The sequence below is a fragment of the Microbacterium hominis genome, assembly GCF_013282805.1.
Lineage (GTDB): Bacteria > Actinomycetota > Actinomycetes > Actinomycetales > Microbacteriaceae > Microbacterium > Microbacterium hominis_B.
In genome coordinates this window covers 1,944,091-1,966,288 of sequence record NZ_CP054038.1, presented here as the reverse complement: position 1 = coordinate 1,966,288, position 22,198 = coordinate 1,944,091, and the positions used below count along the sequence as shown (strand labels likewise).

General features: G+C 71.1%; 21 protein-coding genes. 9 read left to right on the top strand and 12 right to left on the bottom strand.

Going from position 1 to position 22,198, the window contains the following annotated elements; translation table 11 throughout:
* Positions 1–22 precede the first annotated feature (22 nt).
* Genes HQM25_RS08805 through dut form a run of 3 tightly spaced genes read right to left on the bottom strand, consistent with a single transcriptional unit; the run spans position 23 to position 1,829 of the window.
* Entirely contained in the window at positions 23–784 is a 762-nt protein-coding gene (locus tag HQM25_RS08805; protein WP_172989892.1) for a DUF3159 domain-containing protein, read from the bottom strand.
* Positions 781–1,380: a DUF3710 domain-containing protein gene (locus tag HQM25_RS08800; RefSeq protein ID WP_172989891.1), complete on the bottom strand. Its 600-nt coding sequence runs from the start codon at positions 1,378–1,380 to the stop codon at positions 781–783. The genes HQM25_RS08805 and HQM25_RS08800 overlap by 4 nt, the downstream gene beginning before the upstream one ends.
* On the bottom strand, positions 1,377–1,829 hold the full coding sequence (gene dut / locus HQM25_RS08795; protein ID WP_172989890.1) for a dUTP diphosphatase: 453 nt from the start codon (positions 1,827–1,829) through the stop codon (positions 1,377–1,379). Before dut ends, HQM25_RS08800 begins: the two co-directional genes overlap by 4 nt.
* Before the next feature lie 12 nt (positions 1,830–1,841).
* Here dut and HQM25_RS08790 point away from each other — a divergent pair, with 12 nt between their 5' ends.
* Together HQM25_RS08790 and HQM25_RS18050 are read left to right on the top strand one after the other, a co-directional pair.
* A complete protein-coding gene (locus HQM25_RS08790; RefSeq protein ID WP_367948269.1) occupies positions 1,842–2,228 on the top strand; it encodes a DUF3093 family protein in 387 nt (128 codons plus the stop codon).
* Positions 2,206–2,337 carry a DUF3093 family protein gene (locus HQM25_RS18050; protein ID WP_367948268.1) on the top strand — a complete coding sequence of 44 codons (132 nt, stop codon included), beginning with the start codon at positions 2,206–2,208 and terminating at the stop codon, positions 2,335–2,337. The genes HQM25_RS08790 and HQM25_RS18050 overlap by 23 nt, the downstream gene beginning before the upstream one ends.
* Here HQM25_RS18050 and HQM25_RS08785 read toward each other — a convergent pair.
* Positions 2,312–2,605, bottom strand: a complete 294-nt coding sequence (locus HQM25_RS08785; protein WP_172989889.1) for a DUF4193 domain-containing protein — start codon at positions 2,603–2,605, stop codon at positions 2,312–2,314. The genes HQM25_RS18050 and HQM25_RS08785 overlap by 26 nt on opposite strands.
* 209 nt (positions 2,606–2,814) lie before the next feature.
* Between HQM25_RS08785 and sepH the strand changes: the two genes are divergently transcribed.
* Entirely contained in the window at positions 2,815–3,843 is a 1,029-nt protein-coding gene (sepH, locus tag HQM25_RS08780; protein ID WP_172989888.1) for a septation protein SepH, read from the top strand.
* Between the two features lie 10 nt (positions 3,844–3,853).
* Here sepH and HQM25_RS08775 read toward each other — a convergent pair whose 3' ends face one another.
* Entirely contained in the window at positions 3,854–4,969 is a 1,116-nt protein-coding gene (locus HQM25_RS08775) for an alkaline phosphatase family protein (RefSeq protein WP_172989887.1), read from the bottom strand.
* A 65-nt stretch (positions 4,970–5,034) separates the two neighbouring features.
* On the opposite strand from HQM25_RS08775, the gene HQM25_RS08770 reads away from it, so the two are divergent.
* Complete coding sequence (locus tag HQM25_RS08770; protein ID WP_172989886.1) at positions 5,035–7,494, top strand: DNA gyrase/topoisomerase IV subunit A; 2,460 nt, start codon at positions 5,035–5,037, stop codon at positions 7,492–7,494.
* Positions 7,495–7,511: 17 nt separating this feature from the next.
* On the opposite strand, the gene HQM25_RS08765 is transcribed toward HQM25_RS08770, so the two are convergent.
* The gene (locus HQM25_RS08765) at positions 7,512–9,581 is read right to left on the bottom strand and encodes a DNA gyrase/topoisomerase IV subunit B (protein WP_438803593.1); all 2,070 of its coding nucleotides are present in this window, start codon (positions 9,579–9,581) and stop codon (positions 7,512–7,514) included.
* A 168-nt stretch (positions 9,582–9,749) separates the two neighbouring features.
* On the opposite strand from HQM25_RS08765, the gene HQM25_RS08760 reads away from it, so the two are divergent.
* The gene (locus HQM25_RS08760; protein ID WP_172989885.1) at positions 9,750–9,974 is read left to right on the top strand and encodes a DUF7455 domain-containing protein; all 225 of its coding nucleotides are present in this window, start codon (positions 9,750–9,752) and stop codon (positions 9,972–9,974) included.
* 21 nt (positions 9,975–9,995) lie between these two features.
* Here HQM25_RS08760 and HQM25_RS08755 read toward each other — a convergent pair whose 3' ends face one another.
* Together HQM25_RS08755 and HQM25_RS08750 are read right to left on the bottom strand one after the other, a co-directional pair.
* Positions 9,996–11,042, bottom strand: a complete 1,047-nt coding sequence (locus tag HQM25_RS08755; RefSeq protein WP_172989884.1) for an alanine racemase — start codon at positions 11,040–11,042, stop codon at positions 9,996–9,998.
* Positions 11,039–11,716, bottom strand: a complete 678-nt coding sequence (locus HQM25_RS08750) for an alanine racemase C-terminal domain-containing protein (protein WP_254359229.1) — start codon at positions 11,714–11,716, stop codon at positions 11,039–11,041. The genes HQM25_RS08755 and HQM25_RS08750 overlap by 4 nt, the downstream gene beginning before the upstream one ends.
* A gap of 45 nt (positions 11,717–11,761) precedes the next feature.
* Here HQM25_RS08750 and HQM25_RS08745 point away from each other — a divergent pair, with 45 nt between their 5' ends.
* Positions 11,762–12,784 (top strand): sugar-transfer associated ATP-grasp domain-containing protein, encoded by a 1,023-nt coding sequence (locus HQM25_RS08745; RefSeq protein ID WP_172989883.1) that lies wholly within the window; start codon positions 11,762–11,764, stop codon positions 12,782–12,784.
* A 66-nt stretch (positions 12,785–12,850) separates the two neighbouring features.
* Here the strand turns inward: HQM25_RS08745 and HQM25_RS08740 are convergent, their stop codons facing one another.
* From HQM25_RS08740 to HQM25_RS08730, 3 genes are all read right to left on the bottom strand, one after another.
* Positions 12,851–13,549, bottom strand: a complete 699-nt coding sequence (locus tag HQM25_RS08740) for a coenzyme F420-0:L-glutamate ligase (protein WP_172989882.1) — start codon at positions 13,547–13,549, stop codon at positions 12,851–12,853.
* On the bottom strand, positions 13,546–14,865 hold the full coding sequence (locus tag HQM25_RS08735) for an RNA polymerase sigma factor (RefSeq protein ID WP_172989881.1): 1,320 nt from the start codon (positions 14,863–14,865) through the stop codon (positions 13,546–13,548). The genes HQM25_RS08740 and HQM25_RS08735 overlap by 4 nt, the downstream gene beginning before the upstream one ends.
* A gap of 240 nt (positions 14,866–15,105) precedes the next feature.
* A complete protein-coding gene (locus HQM25_RS08730; protein ID WP_172989880.1) occupies positions 15,106–16,032 on the bottom strand; it encodes a proteasome assembly chaperone family protein in 927 nt (308 codons plus the stop codon).
* A gap of 85 nt (positions 16,033–16,117) precedes the next feature.
* Between HQM25_RS08730 and HQM25_RS08725 the strand changes: the two genes are divergently transcribed.
* From HQM25_RS08725 to sucB, 3 genes are all read left to right on the top strand, one after another.
* Positions 16,118–17,599, top strand: coding sequence for a leucyl aminopeptidase (locus HQM25_RS08725; protein ID WP_172989879.1), 1,482 nt, complete (start codon positions 16,118–16,120; stop codon positions 17,597–17,599).
* Entirely contained in the window at positions 17,596–18,969 is a 1,374-nt protein-coding gene (gene lpdA, locus HQM25_RS08720) for a dihydrolipoyl dehydrogenase (RefSeq protein ID WP_172989878.1), read from the top strand. Before HQM25_RS08725 ends, lpdA begins: the two co-directional genes overlap by 4 nt.
* Positions 18,970–19,032: 63 nt before the next feature.
* On the top strand, positions 19,033–20,781 hold the full coding sequence (gene sucB / locus HQM25_RS08715; protein WP_172989877.1) for a 2-oxoglutarate dehydrogenase, E2 component, dihydrolipoamide succinyltransferase: 1,749 nt from the start codon (positions 19,033–19,035) through the stop codon (positions 20,779–20,781).
* A 10-nt stretch (positions 20,782–20,791) separates the two neighbouring features.
* Here sucB and HQM25_RS08710 read toward each other — a convergent pair whose 3' ends face one another.
* Positions 20,792–22,114, bottom strand: coding sequence for a hypothetical protein (locus HQM25_RS08710; protein ID WP_172989876.1), 1,323 nt, complete (start codon positions 22,112–22,114; stop codon positions 20,792–20,794).
* Positions 22,115–22,198 lie beyond the last annotated feature (84 nt).

Here is a 22,198-nt window from a genome sequence, read left to right as displayed (position 1 = left end):
TCTTGATGTCAAGATAAATGTATCAGGTGGTGCGCGGCGGATAGAGTGCACGCACGGCGAGCCACGTGACGGCCACCATCGGCGCGAACAGCGGCAGTCCCATGACGAGCTTGAAGGTACCGAGGGCCGTGACATCGCCCGCGAAGTAGAACGGCAGCTGCACCGCGAGGCGCGCGGCGAACAGCCCCGCCCAGGCGATCGTGAGCCAGAAGAAGACGCGTCGCTTGCGTCGATCCGTCCGCCAGCGCGTCCCCTCGTTCATGAGGAACCCCACGGCGAGTCCGATCAGCGGCCAGCCCACGAGGGCCGAGACCAGCAGGGCGGTGCCGTAGGCGCCGTTCGTGACGAAGCCCCAGACGAAGTTGTCCTGCCCGCGGCCGGTGAACAGGGCGAGTGCGGCCGCGGCGGCGGTCGCGATCAGTCCCCCGAAGGCCGCCGTCGCCGGAGACCTCTGGATGAGGCGCACCGCGGTGAACACCGCGGCGAGGCCCACCGACAGGCCGAGCGAGAGCCAGAGATCGCCCGTGCCGGACTGCGCGTCGTAGGTGACGGTGAAGGCCACCACGAACACCAGCGTCGGCAGGACGGACTCCAGCACTCCGCGCCAGCCGCCCATCGCGCGCCAGACGACATGGCCGGTGCCGGCGCCGTCGGCCGGATCGAGTCCTGCGCGGCGGGCGGCGTCGCCGAGTGCCGCGCCCAGCACCTCGGAGGCCCGGGGGGCATCCGGATCGGGCCGCTCCTCGCCGGGTCGGCCGGTCTGGTCGCCTCCGCCGCCGCTCACGCCGTTCCCGGGGCCGCGGGCATCTTCAGCGGGATGAGGTCGCGCGGCGGCATGGGGGTGCCGCCGCGCACGACCACGATCGAACGGAACAGGTCCTCGATCTTCGCAGCGGCCTCGCGGTCGCCGGTGGCGGCTCCCCCGATCACGCCGCGCAGGAACCAGCGCGGTCCGTCCACGCCGATGAAGCGCGCCAGCCGCTTGCCGACCGCACCGTCGGCGCCGGCCACGACCGGAACCTCCGCGAGCAGCTCCGGGCCGAGCGGCCCCTCGCGCTCTTCGACGCGCCCGCCCTGCTGGCGCACCTGTGCCCGGATCTGCTCTCGGGTCTCCTCCCACAGCCCCGACGAGCGGGGCGCCGCGAAGGGCTGCACCTGCAGCGTGGATCCGGCGTAGTCGAGACCGACCGCGACGATGCGCTTGGTCTGCTCCTCGACCTCGAGGCGGAGATTGAGCCCCTCGCGCGGGAGCACCTTGATGCCGCCGAGGTCGATGTACGGCCGTACCGGGTTGGCCTCGGACTCGTCGAACGGCCCTGCGGACGCGCGGTCTGCAGGCGCGGACTTGCCAGAGTTGTCGGCGGGGGTGGTATCGGTCATGCGGGGGTTCCGTCCTTCTGGTAGCCGGTGGATCCGAACCCGCCCTCGCCGCGCGCGCTGTCGGGGAGCGCGTCGACGGGCAGGAATCGGGCCGTGGTCACCGGCATCACGATGAGCTGTGCGATGCGGTCGCCGACAGCGATGTCATAGGGCTGCTGGGTGTCGGTGTTCAGCAGCGCGACCTTGATCTCGCCCCGGTAGCCCGCATCGACGGTCCCGGGCGCGTTGACGATGGTGATGCCGTGCCGGGCCGCCAATCCGCTGCGCGGCACGACGAACGCGGCGAACCCCTCGGGCAGGGCGATGCGCACGCCCGTTCCGACGAGCGCGCGCGCTCCGGGCGCCAGGCGCACCGCTTCGGCGGCGACCAGATCGGCCCCGGCATCGCCGGGGTGGGCGTAGGCCGGAACGTCGGGGGCGATAATGGGGACGTCCACGGTTTGAGTCACGCAACGAGGGTAATGCAGATCACGATGAGCGGTGTCGAGGTCGGATCACGCTACCGGGAGCGCCTCGCGCCGTCGCTGTGGGTGCTGGTGGCGGCAGCGGTCGTCGCGCCCATGGCGGCGCTCGTGTTCGTGCCGCTCGACACCACCGTCGCGCTCATCGCCGGTGCGGTCGTGGCGATCGCCGTCGTCGCGCTGCTGGTGGCGGCATCCCCCCTGGTGGTCGTCGAGAACGGGATGCTGCGTGCCGGCCGCGCGCGCATCGAGGTGGAGCATCTGGGCCGAGCGGTCGCGCTCACAGGCGACGAGGCCGCCCACGCGCGGGGCCGGGTCTGGACCGACGTGCCTGGCACCTGGTCCGCGGGGGATCGACGGGATCGTGGTCGTCGAGGTGCGCGATGAGAATGATCCGGCGCCCGCATGGATCATCTCCACCCGGACGCCGGATCGTCTGGCTGCGGCGGTGCGCCGCGCTCAGAGCGAGGTCAGGCTGCGCACTCCGCGCAGATAGGACCCGACGCGCCGTCGTGGTCGAGCTGCGAGCGGTGCTTCACGAGGAAGCAGCTCATGCAGGTGAACTCGTCGTCCTGCGGGGGCAGCACCACCACGTCGAGATCGATGTCCGAGAGGTCGGCGCCGGGCAGTTCGAAGCCCGACGGGTTGTCGGCGTCCTCCGCGTCGACCGAGCCGGACATCTTGTCGGGAACGCGCTCCTTGAGCGCCTCGATCGACTCGCTGTCGTCTTCGGACTTCCGGGGGGCGTCGTAGTCGGTGGCCATTCGGTGATATCTCTTCTTCCGGTGGTGAAGTCGGTGCGCCCGCAAAACGGGCGGGCATAGTTTGCACGAACGCGGCGCATTTCGCAAATGTCATCTGCGCGATCCGTGGTGCGACGCCTGAAACCCACGCCACGCGCGCGATATTCCCGGCACCCGGGGACGTCTGTGACACCATGGGGCGCACACGGCTGGATCGGAGGGGCGTTCGCATGGAACAGCTCAAGGTCATCGGAACGGAGGACGATCGACTCGTCCTGGCGACCGATTCCGGCGAGAGGTTCGCTCTCGCCGTCGACGACGTGCTCAGGCTGGAGCTGCGCCGGGCGCGGCGCGAGCGTGAGATCGAACCCCGGGAGTCTCGTCCCAGCCCCCGAGAGATCCAGGCCCAGATCCGCGCCGGACTGTCCGCTCCGGACGTCGCCGAGCTGCTCGGATGCCGGGTGGAGGACGTCCGCCGCTTCGAAGGCCCGGTGCTCGCCGAGCGCGAGCACGTGGTCGGACAGGCGCTGGCGGTGCCCGTGCTCCTCGGCGGGGACTTCGACGCCGACGCACCGCACACCTTCGGCTCCGCGGTTCGCGCCAAGCTCGCCGACGCGGGAGCCACCGGTGAGCGGTGGACGAGCTGGAAGGAGCCGACCGGCTGGATCGTCAAGCTCTCATTCACGGCGAACGAGGTCGAGCACGACGCGCGCTGGGGCTTCGACCCGCGCCGCAGCACCCTCTCGCCCTCCAACGCCGACGCGGTGCAGCTGTCGCGGCAGGGGTCCCTCCCCGACGGCCTCATCCCGCGCCTGCGCGCCCTCGACTCCGACTCGGGCGCCGACGAGCCGCGGTTCGACAGTGGCGCGTTCGGCCCGCGCCGCACCTCGGAGACCGATGAGGCACCCGAGCTTCCGACACCGGCTGCCACCGCCGTCCAGGAGGCGGCGATCAAGCGCGCCACGGAGCCCGTCATGACGTCGGCGGAGACCGCAGATCTGCTGGAGGCGCTGCGCCGGCGGCGTGGTCAGCGCGAGCCGCTGCCGGGCATCACCGACCCCGCACCCACGCGTCCCGCCGCGCCTGTCGCGCTCTTCGACGCCCTCGAGCCGGGGTACGAGCCGGCGACGCCGGAGGAGCCCGAAGACGCGGCGCCGCCCTCGCCGGCGGCGGTCGCCGAGGCGGGTGGGCGGCGCAAGGGCCGCACCTCGATGCCGTCCTGGGACGAGATCGTCTTCGGCGCCCGCAGCGAGGACTGACCGGGCGTCGTCAGCGCGTCGCGAAAGCGCCGAGCCTGATGAGCGGCACCGTGCGCTCCTCATCGGTGAGTGAGCCGTGCTGGCCCACCATCCGCTGCGGTCCCTTGTCGGCGAGCCGATCGTCGTAGTAGGCGATCCCGCCGCGCGCCGCGACCAGCACGTCACCGATCCGCTCGCGCACGGCCGCGTCGACCGCTCCGAAGAGGCCGGCCTGGATCGCGTCCGCACGGCTGAGCACCCACGCGCGGTGCCCCTCGGCCGTGTCCCAGCGCCGAAGCACGTCGGCGGCCGCACCGCCTTGCGTGTAGAGGTGGAGCATCCGCGGTTCGCCGCCGATCAGCCGCACGCCCTCGACGAGGTCGTCGCCGTCGGAGAGCAGCACGTGTCGGTGACGTGGCACGTCGACCATGCCGTGGTCCGCGGTCACGATCGCTCCGACCTCCGGGGCCAGCGACTCGCCGAGGCGCCGCATCGCGGCATCCACGCCCTCGAGCGCGGCGATCCACTCGTCGGACTCCCACCCGCGCCGATGCCCGACCATGTCGAGGTCGGGGGCGTACAGGTACGTGAACGATCCGGGATGCCGCGCAGCGAGGTCGACGGCGATGTCGACGCGTGCGGACAGGTCGTCCTCGCCATGGAACTGCGCACCGCCGAGGGTCGCCCGCGTGAAGCCCGTCTCCGCATACTCGCGTTTGGAGACGGCGAACGACCGGCGGCCGGCGGTGAGCGGGGCCGCCCGCTGCCACCCGTCGGGGAGCTCGCCCCCCTCCCAGCCGCGCAGCTGGTTGACCACGGCATCGGTCCCCGGAACCCGCGCGCGGTAGCCCACCACGCCGTGCTCCCCCGCGCTCGCCCCGGTCAGCAGCCCGGTCAGGGCCGTGGCCGTCGTGCTCGGGAACACCGAGCGGGCCACGTCACGCCGGCCACCCGCCTGAGCGAGGTAGCGTGCATGCCCCGCCCGCGCAGCCAGATTGCGCGCACCCAGGCCGTCGAGGACGACGACGATCGCGCTGGTGGCAGGGGCGAGCCACGACCCGCCGCCCTCCATGGCCGCCAGCATCTCGGGCACCACCTCGGTGAGGCTCCGGGTCCGCGGCGAGTCGACGGGTAGGCTGAGGGACATCCGGGCAAGTCTCGCACACCGCTGAGCCGCCCTCTCCGACCGCCGTCACCCGAGGCCGAATCGTCATGCCTGCTTCCCGCACAGACTCCTCCCCCGCAGACCACGGGCGCATCGAAGACGTCGATGTCGCCACCGAGATGCAGGGCTCCTTCCTGGAGTACGCGTACTCCGTGATCTACTCCCGCGCCCTGCCGGATGCCCGCGACGGACTCAAGCCGGTCCAGCGGCGCATCCTCTTCCAGATGGCCGACATGGGGCTGCGCCCCGACCGCGGCCACGTCAAGAGTGCGCGCGTGGTCGGCGAGGTCATGGGCAAGCTCCACCCGCACGGAGATGCGGCGATCTACGACGCCCTCGTGCGGCTGGCGCAGTCCTTCTCCCTGCGGGTTCCGCTCGTCGACGGGCACGGCAACTTCGGCTCGCTCGACGACGGCCCGGCCGCGCCCCGCTACACCGAGGCGCGACTGGCGCCCCCGGCGCTCGCGCTGACGGAGAACCTCGACGAGGACGTCGTGGACTTCGTGCCGAACTACGACGGGCAGTTCCAGCAGCCCGAGGTGCTGCCGGCCGCCTTCCCGAACCTGCTCGTGAACGGCGCGAGCGGGATCGCGGTGGGCATGGCCACCAACATGGCCCCGCACAACCTCGTCGAGGTGGTCTCGGCGGCCGTTCACCTCCTCGACCACCCCGAGGCCACGCTCGAGGAGCTGATGGAGTTCGTCCCGGGTCCCGATCTGCCCTCCGGCGGAATCATCGTGGGTCTCGACGGGATCAAGGACGCCTATGCGAACGGGCGGGGCACCTTCCGCACGCGTGCGAAGGTCTCGATCGAGCCCCTGGGCCCCCGTCGCACTGGACTCATCGTCACCGAACTGCCCTACCTCGTCGGCCCCGAGCGGATCATCGAGAAGATCAAGGATGCCGTGGGGGCGAAGAAGCTCCAGGGCATCGCCGATGTGACCGACCTCACCGATCGGCACAAGGGTCTGCGCCTGGTGATCGGCATCAAGACGGGGTTCGATCCGCAGGCCGTGCTCGAGCACCTCTACCGCCTCACCCCGCTCGAGGACTCGTTCGGCATCAACAATGTCGCCCTCGTCGACGGGCAGCCCCAGACCCTGGGGCTCAAGGACATGCTGAGCGTGTACCTCGACCACAGGCTGCGGGTCGTGACCCGCCGCAGCGAGTACCGCCTCGCTCGCCGCCGTGAGCGCCTCCACCTCGTCGAGGGGCTCCTGATCGCGATCCTGGACATCGACGAGGTCATCCAGGTCATCCGCGCCTCCGACGACGGGGAGCAGGCGCGCGGCCGCCTGATGCAGGTGTTCGACCTCTCGCAGCCCCAGGCGGAGTACATCCTCGAGCTGCGTCTGCGCCGCCTCACGAAGTTCTCGCGCATCGAGCTGGAGGCGGAGCGCGACAGCCTCCAGGCCGAGATCGCGCACCTCGAAGAGCTCCTGGCCTCGGACACGCTGCTGCGCGCTCAGGTCGCGCGCGAGCTGGAAGCGGCCGCAGACACGTACGGGACGCCGCGACGCACCCTCCTGCTCAACGGCGGCCCGGTCGCGCCCCGCTCCCGCGCCGCCGCCGCTGTCGCCGACCTGCAGATCGCCGATGCGCCGTGCCGCGTCTTCCTCTCCACGACGGGACGCATGGCACGCGCGGAGCTGACCGCCGAGGCACCGGGCGGCGGGATCGTCGCGCCCACGCGCCGCGCCAAGCACGACGCCGTCCGCAGCGCCGTCGACACCACCACCCGCGGCGACCTCGGCGCGGTGACCAGCGCGGGGCGCCTGGTGCGGTTCACGCCGGTCGACCTGCCGTCGGTGCCCGGCAATTCGGTTCAGCTGGCCGCCGGCACGAAAGCCGACCAGTACCTGGGACTGTCCGCCGACGAGCACGTGGTCGCGATCGTTCCGCTGGAGGGTGCCGTGCCCCTCGCCGTCGGCACCGCGCAGGGCATCGTCAAGCGTGTCTCGGCGGCCGAGATCGGTACGAAGCACGACATCGAGATCATCTCGCTGAAGTCCGGCGACCGCGTCGTCGGGGCGGCGCCGGCCGCCGACGGGGACGAGCTCGTCTTCATCGCGTCCGACGCGCAGCTGCTGCGCTTCGACGCAGGCTCGGTGCGACCGCAGGGGCGCGCCGCGGGCGGCATGGCCGGCATCCGTCTGTCGGAAGGCGCCCGCGTGGTCTCCTTCCAGGTGGTCGGTGCGGCCGAGTTCGACGCGGTCGTGGTCACCGTCGCCGGCGCGACGGGCGCGATCGCCGGAACGGATGCGGGAACCGCCAAGGTGTCGCCGTTCAGCGAGTTCCCCGCGAAGGGCCGTGCGACCGGCGGCGTTCGCGCGCAGCGCTTCCTCAAGGGCGAGGACGCCCTCGCCCTCGCGTGGGTCGGCACCGGACCGCGCGCGGTGGCTGCCGACGGCGCGGCCCGGACGCTCCCCGCGGAGGGCGCCAAGCGCGACGCCTCGGGTATGCCGCTGGACGGCGTGATCGCCTCGGTGGGAACCGGCATCCGCTGAGCGGCGCCGGCGACGCGTCACGCGTCGATGCGCTCCCGGGCCAGGCGATCGCTCGAGTCGATGATGAACTCCTTGCGGGGGGCGACGTCGTTGCCCATGAGCAGCTCGAACACGGCGGCGGCCGCCTCGGCGTCCTGCATGCGCACCCGGCGCAGCGTGCGACCGGTGCGGTCCATCGTCGTGGTCGCGAGCTGGTCGGCATCCATCTCGCCCAGACCCTTGTAGCGCTGCACCGGCTCCTGCCAGCGCTTGCCCGACTTGGTCAGCTTCGCCAGGAGCGTGTGCAGCTCCTGCTCGGAGTACGTGTAGATCGTGTCGTTCGGCTTCGAACCCGGGTTGATCACCACGACCCTGTGCAGCGGCGGAACCGCGGCATAGACACGGCCCTCATCGATCAGCGGGCGCATGTACCGGAAGAAGAGAGTGAGCAGCAGGGTGCGGATGTGCGCGCCGTCGACGTCGGCGTCGCTCATCAGGATGATCTTGCCGTATCGCGCCGTATCGAGATCGAACGAGCGGCCCGAACCGGCGCCGATCACCTGGATGATGGCCGCACATTCGGCGTTCGAGAGCATGTCGCTCACCGACGCCTTCTGCACGTTGAGGATCTTGCCGCGAATGGGCAGCAGCGCCTGGTACTCGCTGTTGCGCGCCAGCTTCGCCGTCCCCAGGGCCGAGTCGCCCTCCACGATGAACAGCTCCGAGTCGGCGACGTCGTTCGAACGGCAGTCGGCGAGCTTCGCGGGCAGAGACGAGGACTCCAGGGCGTTCTTGCGCCTCTGGGTCTCCTTGTGCGTGCGCGCCGAGATGCGCGCCTTCATCTCCGAGACCACCTTGTCCAGCAGCAGCGCGGTCTGAGCCTTGTCGTCGCGCTTGGGTGAGGAGAACCGCGCGGTGAGCTCCCGGGTGACGACGTTGGAGACGATCTGGCGCACGGCCGGCGTGCCGAGCACCTCCTTGGTCTGCCCTTCGAACTGCGGCTCCGGGAGGCGCACGGTGAGCACGACGCTGAGGCCGGCGAGAATGTCGTCCTTCTCGAGCTTGTCGTTGCCCACCTTGAGCTTCCGGGCGTTCTGCTCCACCTGGGTGCGCAGCACCTTCATGAGCCCCTGTTCGAAGCCCTGCTGGTGCGTGCCGCCCTTGGGCGTGGCGATGATGTTCACGAACGAGCGTCCGACCGTCTCGTACCCGGTGCCCCATCGCAGGGCGATGTCGACCTCGCACTCGCGCTGCACCTCGGTGGGCACCATCGAGCCGTTGGCCTGCAGCACCGGAACCGTCTCGGTGAATCCTCCGCTGCCGGTGAGCCGCCACGTGTCGGTGATCGCGCTGTCGGGGGCGAGGAACTCGGCGAACTCCGAGATCCCGCCGTCGTAGCGGTGGACCGTCTCCACCGGCTCGTCGCCGCGCTCGTCGCGGATCACGATCTCGAGGCCGGGCACGAGGAATGCGGTCTGCCGCGCGCGCTGCTCGAGCTCGGCGAGGTTGAAGGCCGCGTCCCTGGTGAAGATCTGTCGGTCCGCCCAGTAGCGGATGCGGGTCCCCGTCACCCCTCGGGCGGCTTTGCCGACGACGCGCAGCTCGCTGCTGCTCTCGAAAGGTCGGAAGTCCGACTCCGGCGCCGGGCCGTCGAAGATGCCGGGCTCACCCCGGTGGAAGGACATCGCCCACGTCTTCCCGCCACGGTCGACCTCGACGTCGAGTCGCTCGGAGAGGGCGTTGACCACGGAGGCGCCGACGCCGTGCAGGCCGCCCGATGCCGCGTACGATCCGCCGCCGAACTTGCCGCCGGCGTGCAGCTTGGTGAAGACGACCTCCACGCCGGACAGCCCCGTGCGCGGCTCGATGTCGACGGGGATGCCGCGCGCGCGGTCGCGCACCTCCACGCTGCCGTCGGCGTGCAGGACGATGTCGATCCTCGAGCCGTGCCCGCCGAGGGCCTCGTCGACGGAGTTGTCGATGATCTCCCAGAGACAGTGCATCAGCCCGCGCGAATCGGTCGAGCCGATGTACATGCCAGGGCGCTTGCGCACCGCCTCCAGTCCCTCGAGCACCTGCAGGTGGTGGGCGGAATATTCAGCGGTCACAATCTTCAAGGGTATCTGTGCAGTGATGCGGACCTCTCCACAGACACGAGGGTCCGCGATCGGATACGCGGTGAGCGAACTGTGACCCGTTCGCGGCATTCTCGAAACATTGCCGTGGTTGTATGTCATGACCCGCTAAGCACGACGCGACACCGAGGAGGCACCGAGATGACCACGCTTTCCACACCGACCGAGCCCGCCGCCGTCCTCGAGTACCGCCTCACGGCGGTGGACCGGTGCGACTCCTGCGGCGCCCAGGCCTACATCGCGGCCGAGGTCAACGGATCCGAACTGCTGTTCTGCGCGCACCACGGTCGCAAGTACGAGGAGAAGCTGCGCGCCGTCGCCACCTCCTGGCACGACGAGACGGCACGTCTGAGCGAACCCGTCTGACCGGCTGAGCCGGCGCCGGGGTCACCGACCCCGGTACTCCCGCGGCACGCGCGGCGACACGCGCAGCGCGATCTCCTCGCCGATCGTGCCGATCGCCTCCGCCAGGTCCGTCGCCTCGGCGGCACCGTGCGATCGGGCGCCGAACACGACGACCTCGTCGCCGACGGCGGCGCCGGGCCAGGCATCCACGATCGTGCGCACCGCGACCTCGCGGATCCGTCGCGGCCCCGCCGGAGTGGCGACCTCCACCCGGCCCCCGAGCAGCGACGGGATCCCGTCGCCCATTCCCGCCTCGAGCACCGCGTGCGCGCCCTCCACCGCGTGGACGCGAGTGCGGAGGGCGGCGATCGGGTGGATGCCGAGCTCGGCGCTCGACGGCCCCCCTGCCGGGCGGATGCCGTAGGTGAACGCCCCCACGCGCACCATGTCGTAGCGGAACTCGGGCCGCGCGAACGACGCGGCGCTGGCGGCGAGGTGGCGCACCGCGGGGCGCAGTCCGGCCTCCGCCGCCTGCGCGAGGGCGGTCTCGAACGCCGACCGGGCTGCGTCGTCGTCGGCGTCCGAGGCTTCTGCGATGTGGCTCCAGATGCCCTGCACACGCAGTGCGCCGGCCGATTCGAGCGCTGCGGCGCGCGCGACGAACGCGGGCCATCGCTCGGGGCGCACGCCGTTGCGATGGAGGCCCGTGTCGATCTTGAGGTGCACGGAGAGGGTTCGGCCGGTGCGGTGGGCGACGGCCGCGGCATCCTCCAGCAGCGCCTCGTCGCCGATCCCGAGGTCGATGTCGGCGCCGACCGCCCGCGCGATGTCCTCCTCGCTCGCGGCCATCCATGAGAACACGCGCGCCCGCGGCCCCGCGGTCTCGCGAACGGCGAGGGCGGTGGTCACATCGAAGGCGCCGAACCAGTCGATGCCTTCGCGCACCGCACGCCCGACGATCGCGGGCAGCCCATGGCCGTAGGCATCGTCTTTCACGACCAGCATCAGTCGCGCCGGGGCCACCGCGGCCCGGACGCGATCGAGGTTCGCGGCGAAGACGTCGAGGTCGACGGTGAGCACAGCGCTCATGCGACGTGCTCCCGCTCGCTGTGCACCCCGACCGCCGCGACGAGTTCGATCGCGGTCATCCCCGTCGCCGTCACCCATTCGCGCACCGAGGGAGCGCCATCGGCGGGGTCTCCGAAGAAGACCGCCTCGGCGCCGCGATCGACGGCGGCATCCCCGATGTCCACGACGCACACATCCATGGCGACGCGGCCGACGATGGGATGGCGCAGACCATCGATGACGACGACGGCGCGGCCGCCGAGACTGCGCACGACTCCCTGCGCATAGCCTCCGGTCACCAGCGCGATCCGGGTGTCGCGGGGAGCGCGATGCAGGTAGCCGTAGGAGACGCCCTCCCCCGCTCGGAGCGCCTTCGTGCTGAGCACGATTCCGGCGGCGCGCATCACCGGCTCGGTGAGAGCCGTCGCATCCAGCCCCCAGACGACCTCGGGCGCGACCGTCGACGCCTCCGCGGGATCGACGGAGAACCCCGCCTCCCGCAGGACGGCTGCGCAGGCGGTGCGGCCGTGTCCCCACGCGTCGGCGCTCAGATCTGTCGCGGGAGCCACTCCTTCGGGGAGCGCGGCACGGGCGCGGCGGAGGTTGCGCGCCAGCGCGGCCAGATCGATCCGCGTGCGCAGCCCGCCACGCGGAACCGAGCCCGACGGAGCGTGCCCAGGGTTCGTCGAACTCACGCCCCTAGACTATCCGGGTCCCCCACCACCCATTCCGGAGCACACATGGCTACTGAAGGCCTCGGCCTTGCGCCGCGCCTGCGCTACCTCGCCGGTCGCGCGCGCCGCATCAACGTCGGATCCGTCCTCGAGCGCGCGAAGGAGGCGTCCGTCCAGCACGGCAAGTGGACTCCCGCCGTCGTCGTCGACATGCTCTGGCAGGCGGGATTGCGCAACGTCGGATTCCAGGACTACATCGACTACGACTTCGCGATCCTCCGGCCGCACGAGCGCGCGACGTACATGACGCACCCGGTGTCGAACCAGCTCTCGCAGAAGTTCGATCACCCCGACTTCCGTTACATCTTCCAGGACAAGGTCGAGTTCGACCGGGTCTTCAGCGATCACCTGCGCCGCGAGTGGATGGTCGTCGACGAGGGCTCCGCCGATGCCGTGCGGGCGTTCGTCGAACGCCACGGCACCGTGGTCACCAAGGAGCCCGTCGGTCAGGCCGGCACCGGCGTGCACCGGTATCATGCCGCCGAGGTGGCGGACTGGGGGCAGTTCCACCGCGGGCTCGTGGACCGCGGCGAACTCCTCATCGAGGAGGTCATCCGTCAGCACGACGACCTCGCCGCCGTCTGCCCCGGCACGGTCAACACCACCCGCGTCACGGCCTTCTTCGACGGCGAGAAGACGCACATCCTCGCGATGGCGCAGAAGTTCGGCCGCGGCGCGGTGAGCGACCAGATGACCTTCGGCGGCTTCTACACGATGCTCGACGAGAGCGGCCGCGCGGTCGGCGCGGGATACGACTCCCACGGGCACGTGCATGAGCGCCACCCCGACACCGGTTTCCGCATCGCCGATTTCCAGCTGCCGATGGTCGACGAGGTCATCGCGTTCGTCGACCGGGTCGCCCGGGTCGTCCCGCAGGTGCAGTACGTCGGCTGGGACATCGTGGTCGGTCCCGACGGTCCCGTGCTCGTGGAGGGCAACTGGGGGGCCGGCGTCTACGAGAACAAGCCCAGCGTCACCGGCATCCGCACCGGACACAAGCCCCGCTACCGCGCGGCGATCGGCTTCTGACACGCACGGAAGGGGGCGAGGGAGCGCAACTGCTCCCTCGCCCCCTTCCGTGCGTGATGCCGGTGCTCAGGCGTCGCGGACGATGCCGAGCGGCGTGGACTCGTGGCCCTGACCGAGCGGGTTGTCCTTGAGGATCGCCACGAGGCGCTTCTCCCCCGCCTTGTCCAGCGTGGAGCCGAGGATGTTCCCGCCCAGGTCGTTGATGTCCACGACGGCGACCTCTGGGACGCCGCCGAGCAGCGACTTCACCCGCTGGGCGACCTCGCGCGGACGCTCGGGGCCGAGCACGACCGCCTTGTTGTACGGCGGGATCGTTCCGCTGGTGGGGCCGTCGATGGCGCGAGCCTTGTCGCCGGCGACCCGGTAGAAGTCGCCCTTGCGACCGAAGGCCTTGGTCACCGCCGACACCGCCGCCGCCACCAGGATGCGGGGCGTCCCGCACTCGCGCAGCGCCATCTCCATCGTCTCGGGCATGCCGAGGCCGATTCCGTAGGGCGTGCGCGTCACGTACTTCGAAAGGAAGAAGGCGAGCTTGCGCGGCTGGATGGAATCGATCGGGAACGAGCGACCCTGGGTGATCGCGACGATCTTCTCGGTCACGAACAGGATGTCCCCGGGCTGCACCGCACCGCCCGCGTACTCGCGGACGAACGCGTCGAGATCATCGCCGGGCATCACCACCCGGGTGCGGATCGGGATACGCGAATAGGCGGTGCCCTCGAGTTCGACCGTCAGCGCCTTGCCGGCGTTCGCTTCGGCGCTCACTCGAGGTAGTCCCGGAGCGACTGCGAACGGCTGGGGTGCCGCAGCTTCGCCATCGTCTTGGACTCGATCTGACGGATCCGCTCGCGCGTGACGCCGAACGTGTCGCCGATCTGGTCGAGGGTCTTGGGCTGGCCGTCGCCCAGTCCGAAGCGCATGCGGATGACCCCCGCTTCGCGCTCGGAGAGCGAGTCGAGCAGAGACTCGAGCTGACGCTGGAGCATGGTGAAGCCGACCGCGTCGGCGGGCACCACGGCCTCGGTGTCCTCGATCAGGTCGCCGAACTCGCTGTCGCCGTCCTCGCCGAGGGGCGTGTGCAACGAGATGGGCTCGCGGCCGTACTTCTGCACCTCGATGACCTTCTCGGGGGTCATGTCGAGTTCGCGGCTGAGCTCTTCGGGCGTGGGTTCGCGACCCAGGTCCTGCAGCATCTGCCGCTGCACGCGCGCGAGCTTGTTGATGACCTCGACCATGTGCACGGGGATGCGGATGGTGCGGGCCTGGTCGGCCATGGCGCGGGTGATGGCCTGACGGATCCACCACGTCGCGTACGTCGAGAACTTGAAGCCCTTGGTGTAGTCGAACTTCTCGACCGCGCGGATGAGACCGAGGTTGCCCTCCTGGATGAGATCCAGGAACTGCATGCCACGGCCCGTGTAGCGCTTGGCGAGGGACACCACCAGGCGCAGGTTCGCCCCCAGCAGGTGGCTCTTGGCGCGCTGGCCGTCGCGGGCGACCCACTGCAGGTCGAGCCCGAGCTGGCTGCGCTTGTCGGCCTCCGACATCTGCGACAGCTTCTCCTCGGCGAACAGACCCGCCTCGATGCGCATCGCGAGCTCGACCTCTTCGGCCGCGTTCAGCAGCGGAACCTTGCCGATCTGCTTCAGGTAGTCCTTGACCGGATCGGCGGTCGCACCGGTGATCTGCGTCGAGTAGACGGGCACGTCGTCCTCGTCGCTCGACGAGATGACGATCGCCCCGGTGGGCAGCGGCTCGCTGAAGGCCGGCTTCTTGTCCTCGTCGTCATCGCCGTCCGCGTCGTCGTCGGACTTGGCGTCCGTCTTCGCCGCGTCGGCGTCGTCTTCGATCTCGGCGTCGGCCAGGTCGACGTCTTCGTCGTCCTCGTCGTCGGAAGCGGACTTCTTGGACGCCTTCTTGGGTGCGGCCTTGGCCTTCGCCTTGGTCGCAGTCTTCTTGGCGGCCGGCTTCTTGGCGGCCGGCTGCTGCGTCGCCTCCTCGGAAGCCGCTGCGTCGGTCGCCTCGTTCTCGGTGTCCTTCGCAGAGCTCGCGCGGGAGCTGGTCTTCGTGGCTGAGGTCACGTTTCGCCTTTCACCGGCGGACGTCGATCACACGCCCCGGTCGATTTCGGACACTAGTAAGACCCTTGTCAAGTCTGCGGCGACGAGAACAGGTCTCGCCATCACGGTCGACAACGGGTCAAGGCGTCCATTGTCTCATACTTGCGGCACACACCCTGAATGACGCGTGTGCGGCCCTCCTGAGGGAAACACCGGGCCGCCGCACATCATTCCCCTGATCCCCGCGTTCGGCCCACGCACTCAGGATGAGGGACGCTTGTCGTCGTCGCCCGAAGGGTTGGAGGCGAGGAAGCGCTCGAGCTCGGCGGCGATCTCGTCGGCGCTGGGAAGGTCGCCGGTGTGCACCATCGCCGTCGCCTGGGTAGAGCCCGCCATGTACGCGTCATAGCGCTCTTCGAGCCCCGCGACCATCCGGGTCAGCTCCTCGCTGCCGGCGACCTGCTCCTCGACCTTGTCCAGGTACTCGCGATTCTCCTCGCGCAGCGAGTCGCCCGAGAACACGCGCCCCGTGGCGACGGTGAGACTGTCGAGACCGGCCAGCGCCGCCGCGGGGTACTCGGTGTCGCCGAGGTAGTGAGGGACCAGCAGCACGAACCCCGACACCCGGGCGCCCGCCTCGGCGAACCGGTACTCGAGCAGGTGCCCGGCGGTGGCGGGCACCTGGGTGTGCGGCTGCCACACCGAGTGCGCCTCGGTCAGATCGGCGCGGGTCCCGCTGACGGTGGTACCCAGGGGACGCGTGTGCGGCACGGGCATCGGAATGGCGTGCACCCATGTCACGGTCGACACCGCATACGCCTCCGCGAGGGCGATCACCGCCTCGGCGAACGCCTCCCACGCGAAATCCGGCTCGTACCCGGCGAGCAGGAGAAGCGGCTGGCCCAGCGAATCGTGTGCGATCGACAGCTCGAGCCGCGGCGGCCGGAACGACGTCAGGTGGTCCTGCTCGAACGTGATGATCGGCCGGCGCGCACGGTAGTCGAGGAGCACATCATTGGAGAACACGACGAGCGGGGTCGGGTCGAGCTCGTCGCGGAAGTACTCGACCATGCGGGAGACGGCGCTCCCGGCATCCGTGAACCCGGTGAGCGCGATGACCAGCGGCAGACCCGCGGGCACGGGCGGGGCCGAGGCTGCGCGCTCGAAAAGAGATCCGGAACGGGGCATGCCTCCATGCTACGAGCCGTCTCCCCCACCCCGGCCCGGTCGCATCCCGCTCACAGCGAACAGGCGCATCCCTAGGATGGAGCGCATGTCGTACCCCGACCTGGACTACACCGACTCAGACATTCGAGACACCGATGCCGACGCGATCGTGCTGGCGCTCCCCCCGATCGACGACGACGAGACGAAGGCTCGACTGCAGGACTGGCCCGGTCTGGTCGAGGCTCTCGCCGCGATCGGCTTCACCGGATCGCCGTCCTCGTTCCAGCGGGTCCACGCCCCCGCCGCCACCGCCCTCCCGCTGGCCGTCGTCGGCACGGGAGCCGATCCGGACGCGGCGGCGGTGCGGGATGCCGCGGGCACCGCGGCGCGCGTGCTGACGGGGTTCGCCACCGTCGCACTCGCCGCGCCGCTGGCCGACCCGGCCCGCTGGCGCGAACTCGCCGAAGGGGCGACGCTGGGTGCCTACCGCTTCGAGGGGTACAAGTCCGAGGCGCCCAAGCCCCGCGCATCCCGCATCGTCGTGCACGGGTCCGCACCGGCCGACGCCGCCGCCCTGGCGGCGGTCAGCGCCGAGGCGTCCGCGGTCGCCCTCGTGAAGGACCTCGTGAACGTCCCGGCCGAGTGGCTCGGCCCGGCGGACTTCGCCGAGCGCGCCCGGGAGTCGCTCGCGGGCCTTCCCGTCGAGGTGGAGGTTCTCGACGAGAACGCGCTGCGCGAAGGCGGCTACGGCGGCATCCTCGGCGTCGGACAGGGCTCCGACCGGCCGCCGCGGCTGGTTCGCCTGGAGTACGCGCCCGAGGGCGCGACCCGTCACGTCAGCCTCGTCGGCAAGGGGATCACCTTCGACACCGGCGGACTCTCGCTCAAGCCCCCGTCGGGGATGGTCGGCATGAAGTACGACATGTGCGGCGCCGCCACCGCGCTGGCGGTGCTCCGTGCGGTCGCCGCTCTGGCCGCGCCGGTGCGGGTGACGGCGTTCCTCTGCATCGCCGACAACATGCCCTCGGGCCGGGCCACCCGCCCGGGCGACGTGCTGCGCCTTCTCGACGGCACCACCGTCGAGGTGCTCAACACCGACGCCGAGGGCCGTCTCGTGCTCGCCGACGGCCTGGTCGCCGCCAGCCGCCTCCGACCCGACGTGATCGTCGACGTCGCGACCCTCACCGGAGCGATCCTGGTCGCACTCGGCACCCGTCACACCGGTGTCATGGGCGACGACGACGCCGTGGCCGGATACCTCGCGGCTGCCGAGGCTGCCGCCGAGCCCGCCTGGCAGCTTCCGCTGCCCGCGCACATGGTCGAAGAACTCGACTCGCCGATCGCGGATCTGCAGAACGCCAAGATCGGCGATCCCGCCGGCGGATCGCTTTTCGCCGGACTGTTCCTCAGCCGTTTCATCGGGCGCACCGGCGACGCCGACGACGCGCCGCGCATTCCCTGGGTGCACCTCGACATCGCCGGAAGCGGCACCCACAAGGGCGGCGCCTACGGCTTCACCGACAAGGGGCCGACCGGGGCGACCGTGCGCAGTCTCGTGCGATTCGTGACCGGGGAGGCCGCATCATGACCGATCACACCTTCGACCTCGTCGTGCTCGGCGGCGGCAGCGGCGGGTACGCGGCCGCGCTGCGTGCCGCCGAACTCGGCCGCACCGTCGCCATCATCGAGAAGGACAAGGTCGGCGGCACGTGCCTCCACCGGGGATGCATCCCGACCAAGGCCCTCCTGCACGCCGCCGAAGTCGCGGAGTCGGCGCGCGAGGCATCCACCATCGGTATCCGCGCCACGTTCGACGGCGTCGACCCCGCCGGGGTGCGCGCCTACCGCGAGGGCATCGTCGCGAAGAAGTTCAAGGGGCTGGAGGGCCTCGTCAAGGCGCGTGGGATCACCGTCGTCGCCGGCGAGGGACGCCTGGAGGCGGGCCCGGCGGTGCGCGTCGGCGACGATCTCTATCGAGGCACCGACGTGGTGCTCGCGACCGGCTCGTACAGTCGCACGCTGCCAGGCCTGGAGATCGGCGGACGCATCCTCACGAGTGAGCACGCCCTCGAACTCGACGAGATCCCGGCCCGCGCGATCATCCTCGGCGGCGGGGTCATCGGGGTCGAGTTCGCGAGCGTATGGCGCTCCTTCGGCGTCGACGTCACGATCGTCGAGGCTTTGGACCACCTGGTGCCCAATGAGGACATCGCCTTGAGCAAGGCGCTCGAGCGCGCCTTCCGTCGTCGCGGCATCGCCTCGTCGCTCGGCGTGCGGTTCGCTTCGGCCACCCAGACCGCCGACTCGGTGACGGTCACCTTGGAGAACGGCACCACGGTGGAGGCCGAGTATCTCCTCGTGGCCGTCGGACGCGGACCGGCGACCGCGGGGCTCGGCTACGAGGAGGCGGGGGTCACGATCGACCGCGGCTTCGTCACCACCGACGAGCGGCTGCGGACCGGAGTGCCCCATGTGTGGGCCGTCGGCGACATCGTGCCCGGTCTGCAGCTCGCCCACCGCGGCTTCCAGCAGGGCATCTTCGTCGCCGAGGAGATCGCGGGGCTCTCGCCCGTGCTCATCCCCGAGGCACATATCCCGCGAGTGACCTACTGCAGCCCCGAGGTCGCATCCGTCGGGCTCACCGAGGCGCAGGCCGTGGAAGAGTACGGCGCCGACGGGGTCCGCGCGTACGAGTACAATCTGGCGGGCAACGGCAAGAGCGAGATCATCGGGACGGGTGGCCTGGTCAAGGTCGTCCGGCGCACGGATGGAGCGATCGTGGGGGTCCACCTCGCCGGAGACCGCGTCGGGGAGCTCATCACTGAAGGTCAACTCGCCGTCGGATGGGAGGCGCATCCCGAGGACATCGCGCCTTACATCCACGCGCATCCGACGCAGAGCGAGGCGCTGGGCGAGGCGTTCCTGGCCCTGTCGGGCAAGCCGCTGCACGCGCTCTGACGAACCCCCTCCCCCTCATCACTAAGCTAGACAAGACATCGGCATCCTGAAGGAGACAAGCCCATGAGCACTTCCGTGGTCCTTCCCGCGCTCGGAGAGAGCGTCACAGAGGGAACGGTCACCCGCTGGCTGAAGCAGGTCGGCGACACCGTCGCGGCCGACGAAGGTCTGCTCGAGATCTCGACCGACAAGGTCGACACCGAGATCCCGTCGCCCGTGAGCGGCGTCATCGAGGAGATCCTCGTCCAGGAAGACGAGACCGTCGAGGTGGGCGCCGTGCTCGCCAAGATCGGCGACGGCTCCGCAGCAGGCGAGACCGCAGCACCCGCGCCCGCAGAGGCGACCGAGCCCGAACCCGCCGCCCCCGCGGAGCCGGAGGCCCCCGCCCCCGCCCAGGAGGCCCCCGCCGCGGCCCCGGCCGCTGCGCAGCCCGCTGCCGGCGGCAAGGACGTCGTGCTGCCCGAACTCGGCGAGAGCGTCACCGAGGGCACCGTGACCCGCTGGCTCAAGCAGGTCGGCGAAGAGGTGGCCGTCGATGAGCCGCTGCTGGAGATCTCGACCGACAAGGTCGACACCGAGATCCCGTCGCCGTTCGCGGGTGTGCTGACCGAGATCCTCGTTGCCGAGGACGAGACGGTCACGGTGGGCTCTCCGCTGGGACGCATCGGCGAGCCCGGAGCCGCGCCCGCCGAGGCCGCCGCTCCCGAGTCGGCCCCTGAAGCGGCTCCGGAGCCTGCCGCGGCTGCGCCCGCGCCCGCGGCTGCACCGGCCCCTGCTGCCGCTCCGGCGCCCGTTGCCGCTCCGGCCCCTGCTGCCGCTCCGGCCCCTGCTGCCGCTCCGGCCCCTGCTGCCGCTCCGGCGCCCGCTGCCGCTCCGGCGCCCGCTGCCGCAGAAGACGACGGCGACCAGCTCACCTACGTCACCCCGCTGGTGCGTCGGCTCGCCCAGCAGCAGGGCGTGGACCTCGCATCCGTGACCGGCACGGGTGTGGGTGGCCGCATCCGCAAGGAGGACGTGCTCAAGGCCGCCGCCGCCGCGTCGGCTCCGGCATCGGCGGAGGCCGCCCCCGCGGCGCCCGCGCCGGTCGAGGTCTCGCCGCTGCGCGGCACGACGCAGCCGATGTCGCGTCTGCGCAAGGTGCTGGCCGAGCGCGCCGTGGCCTCGATGCAGGCCACCGCCCAGCTCACCACCGTCGTCGAGGTCGACGTCACCAAGCTCGCGGCCTACCGCGACAAGGTGAAGGCCGACTTCCTCGGCAAGACCGGCGACAAGCTCTCGTTCCTGCCGTTCTTCGCGCTGGCGGCCGCCGAGGCCCTGCAGGCCCACCCGGTGGTCAACGCCACGGTCGACGGCGATCAGATCGTCTACCCCGCCACCGAGAACCTCTCGATCGCCGTCGACACCGAGCGCGGACTGCTGACGCCGGTTCTGCGTGACGCCGCGAGCAAGAACATCGCGCAGATCGCTCACGAGATCGCCGATCTCGCGTCGCGGACGCGTCAGAACAAGCTCAAGCCCGACGAGCTCGCCGGCGGCACGTTCACCCTCACCAACACCGGGTCGCGCGGCGCGCTCTTCGACACTCCCGTCGTCTTCCTGCCGCAGTCCGCGATCCTCGGGACCGGCACCGTGGTGAAGCGGCCGGGCATCGTGAAGGTCGATGGGGTCGAGGCGATCTCGGTGCGTTCCTACGTGTACCTCGCGCTTTCGTACGATCACCGCATCATCGACGGCGCCGATGCTGCGCGCTTCCTCGGCGCGGTCAAGGCCCGCCTCGAGGATGCCGCCTTCGAGGGCCAGCTGGGAGCCTGAACCACCCGAATCATGGCTGCTGCGCGACGTCATGCACGTCGCGCAGCAGCCATTTTCCGTCCTCTCGCACGATCACGACGAGCTGAGCGGCCACCATGGATCCGATCGGATCGACGCGCACGACGATGACGTCGCCGAAGTCCTCGAGCACCGTGATCGCACGCGCGTCGGCTGGAGCATCCACGGCGCCTCCCTGAGGCACGCTCCTGTCGTCCTGCTGGGTGGCCCGGCGGCAGGCGTCATCGCGACACGCCGCACGGGCATCGAGCACGCGCGCCGCCGCTTCGGCCGGTTCCGCCGCGGCCTCCGCCGCGGCCTCCGCCGCGGCCTCCGCCGGGGTGCCGTCGGCCTGGGTGCCGCCGGCCTCCGCCGGGGCCGTGCTCTCCGCAGCGGCATCCTCTGCCGGGGTGGTCTGCACTGCCGGCGGGGAGCCGTCGGCGGAGGCCGGGCCCGCCGGCTGCGGCCACAGCATCCCGATCGCGAGCACTCCCCCGGCGGCGCTCGCCGCGAGCAGCCATGGTCGCTTCCGCGTCGATCGATCCGGGCGGTTCAGGCGGCGCCACACCGAGGTCATCGCGCGAGAGAGGGCATCGCCGAGGTCGGCGTCCACGAGACGCACGGCACGCGACAGCCATCCCACCGGCTCCGGTCCGGGCAGAGGCCCGACGTGTTCGGCCCGGCCCGTCACCGATATCTCGCGCGCACCGCGCGGTGCGAGGGCTGTCGTCGCGAGCGCCGTCGGGACGGCGTGGCCGAACAGGCGCTCCTCGACGACCTCGAGCGTGCGGGGCGCAGGCCGCACGGTGGTCACGGCTTCGACCGCGATCTCCCACACGTCGGACGGCACCGCAGCGGCGACCTGGCCCAGCAGCGCGAGCGTGCGACCGCGGGCCGTCGCCGATCCGGACCCCACGGCCAGCAGCGGCCGACCGTCGACGCCCAGCCACCACTCGCCGATCGCGTCCGGGAGCCCCGTCGAGCGGAGGTCGAAGAATCCGCGCACGATGCTCACCGCGACGGTGACCGCTTCGCCGGGAGTGAGCGGACTGCGACCGCTCGCGCGTCGGTCGAGGAACCCACCCAGGCGCTCGGTGCACAGCGGCAGGATCGCGTCGTGGCCGTCCGGTCGACGCACCACGTCGACCACGCCGAGAAGATGCTCGCCTTCGCCACCCCACCCCGGCCACGCATCGCCGAGCACCGCCGCGTCGACGCAGTGGAAGGTGCGGGCATCGTCGTCACCGACGACCTGGCCCACCCAGGGGGCGTCGCCGGCGCCGAGACGACGGATCACCCGGTACGGGGTCGGAAGCGGCTTCGCAGCTGCGGACATCCTCCGAGCATCGTGGCAGGGCGCGCGGCACGGGCCAGATCCTGCGGGCTGTGGAGGAATCCCGGCGTCGCGGCGCTTGGGGAG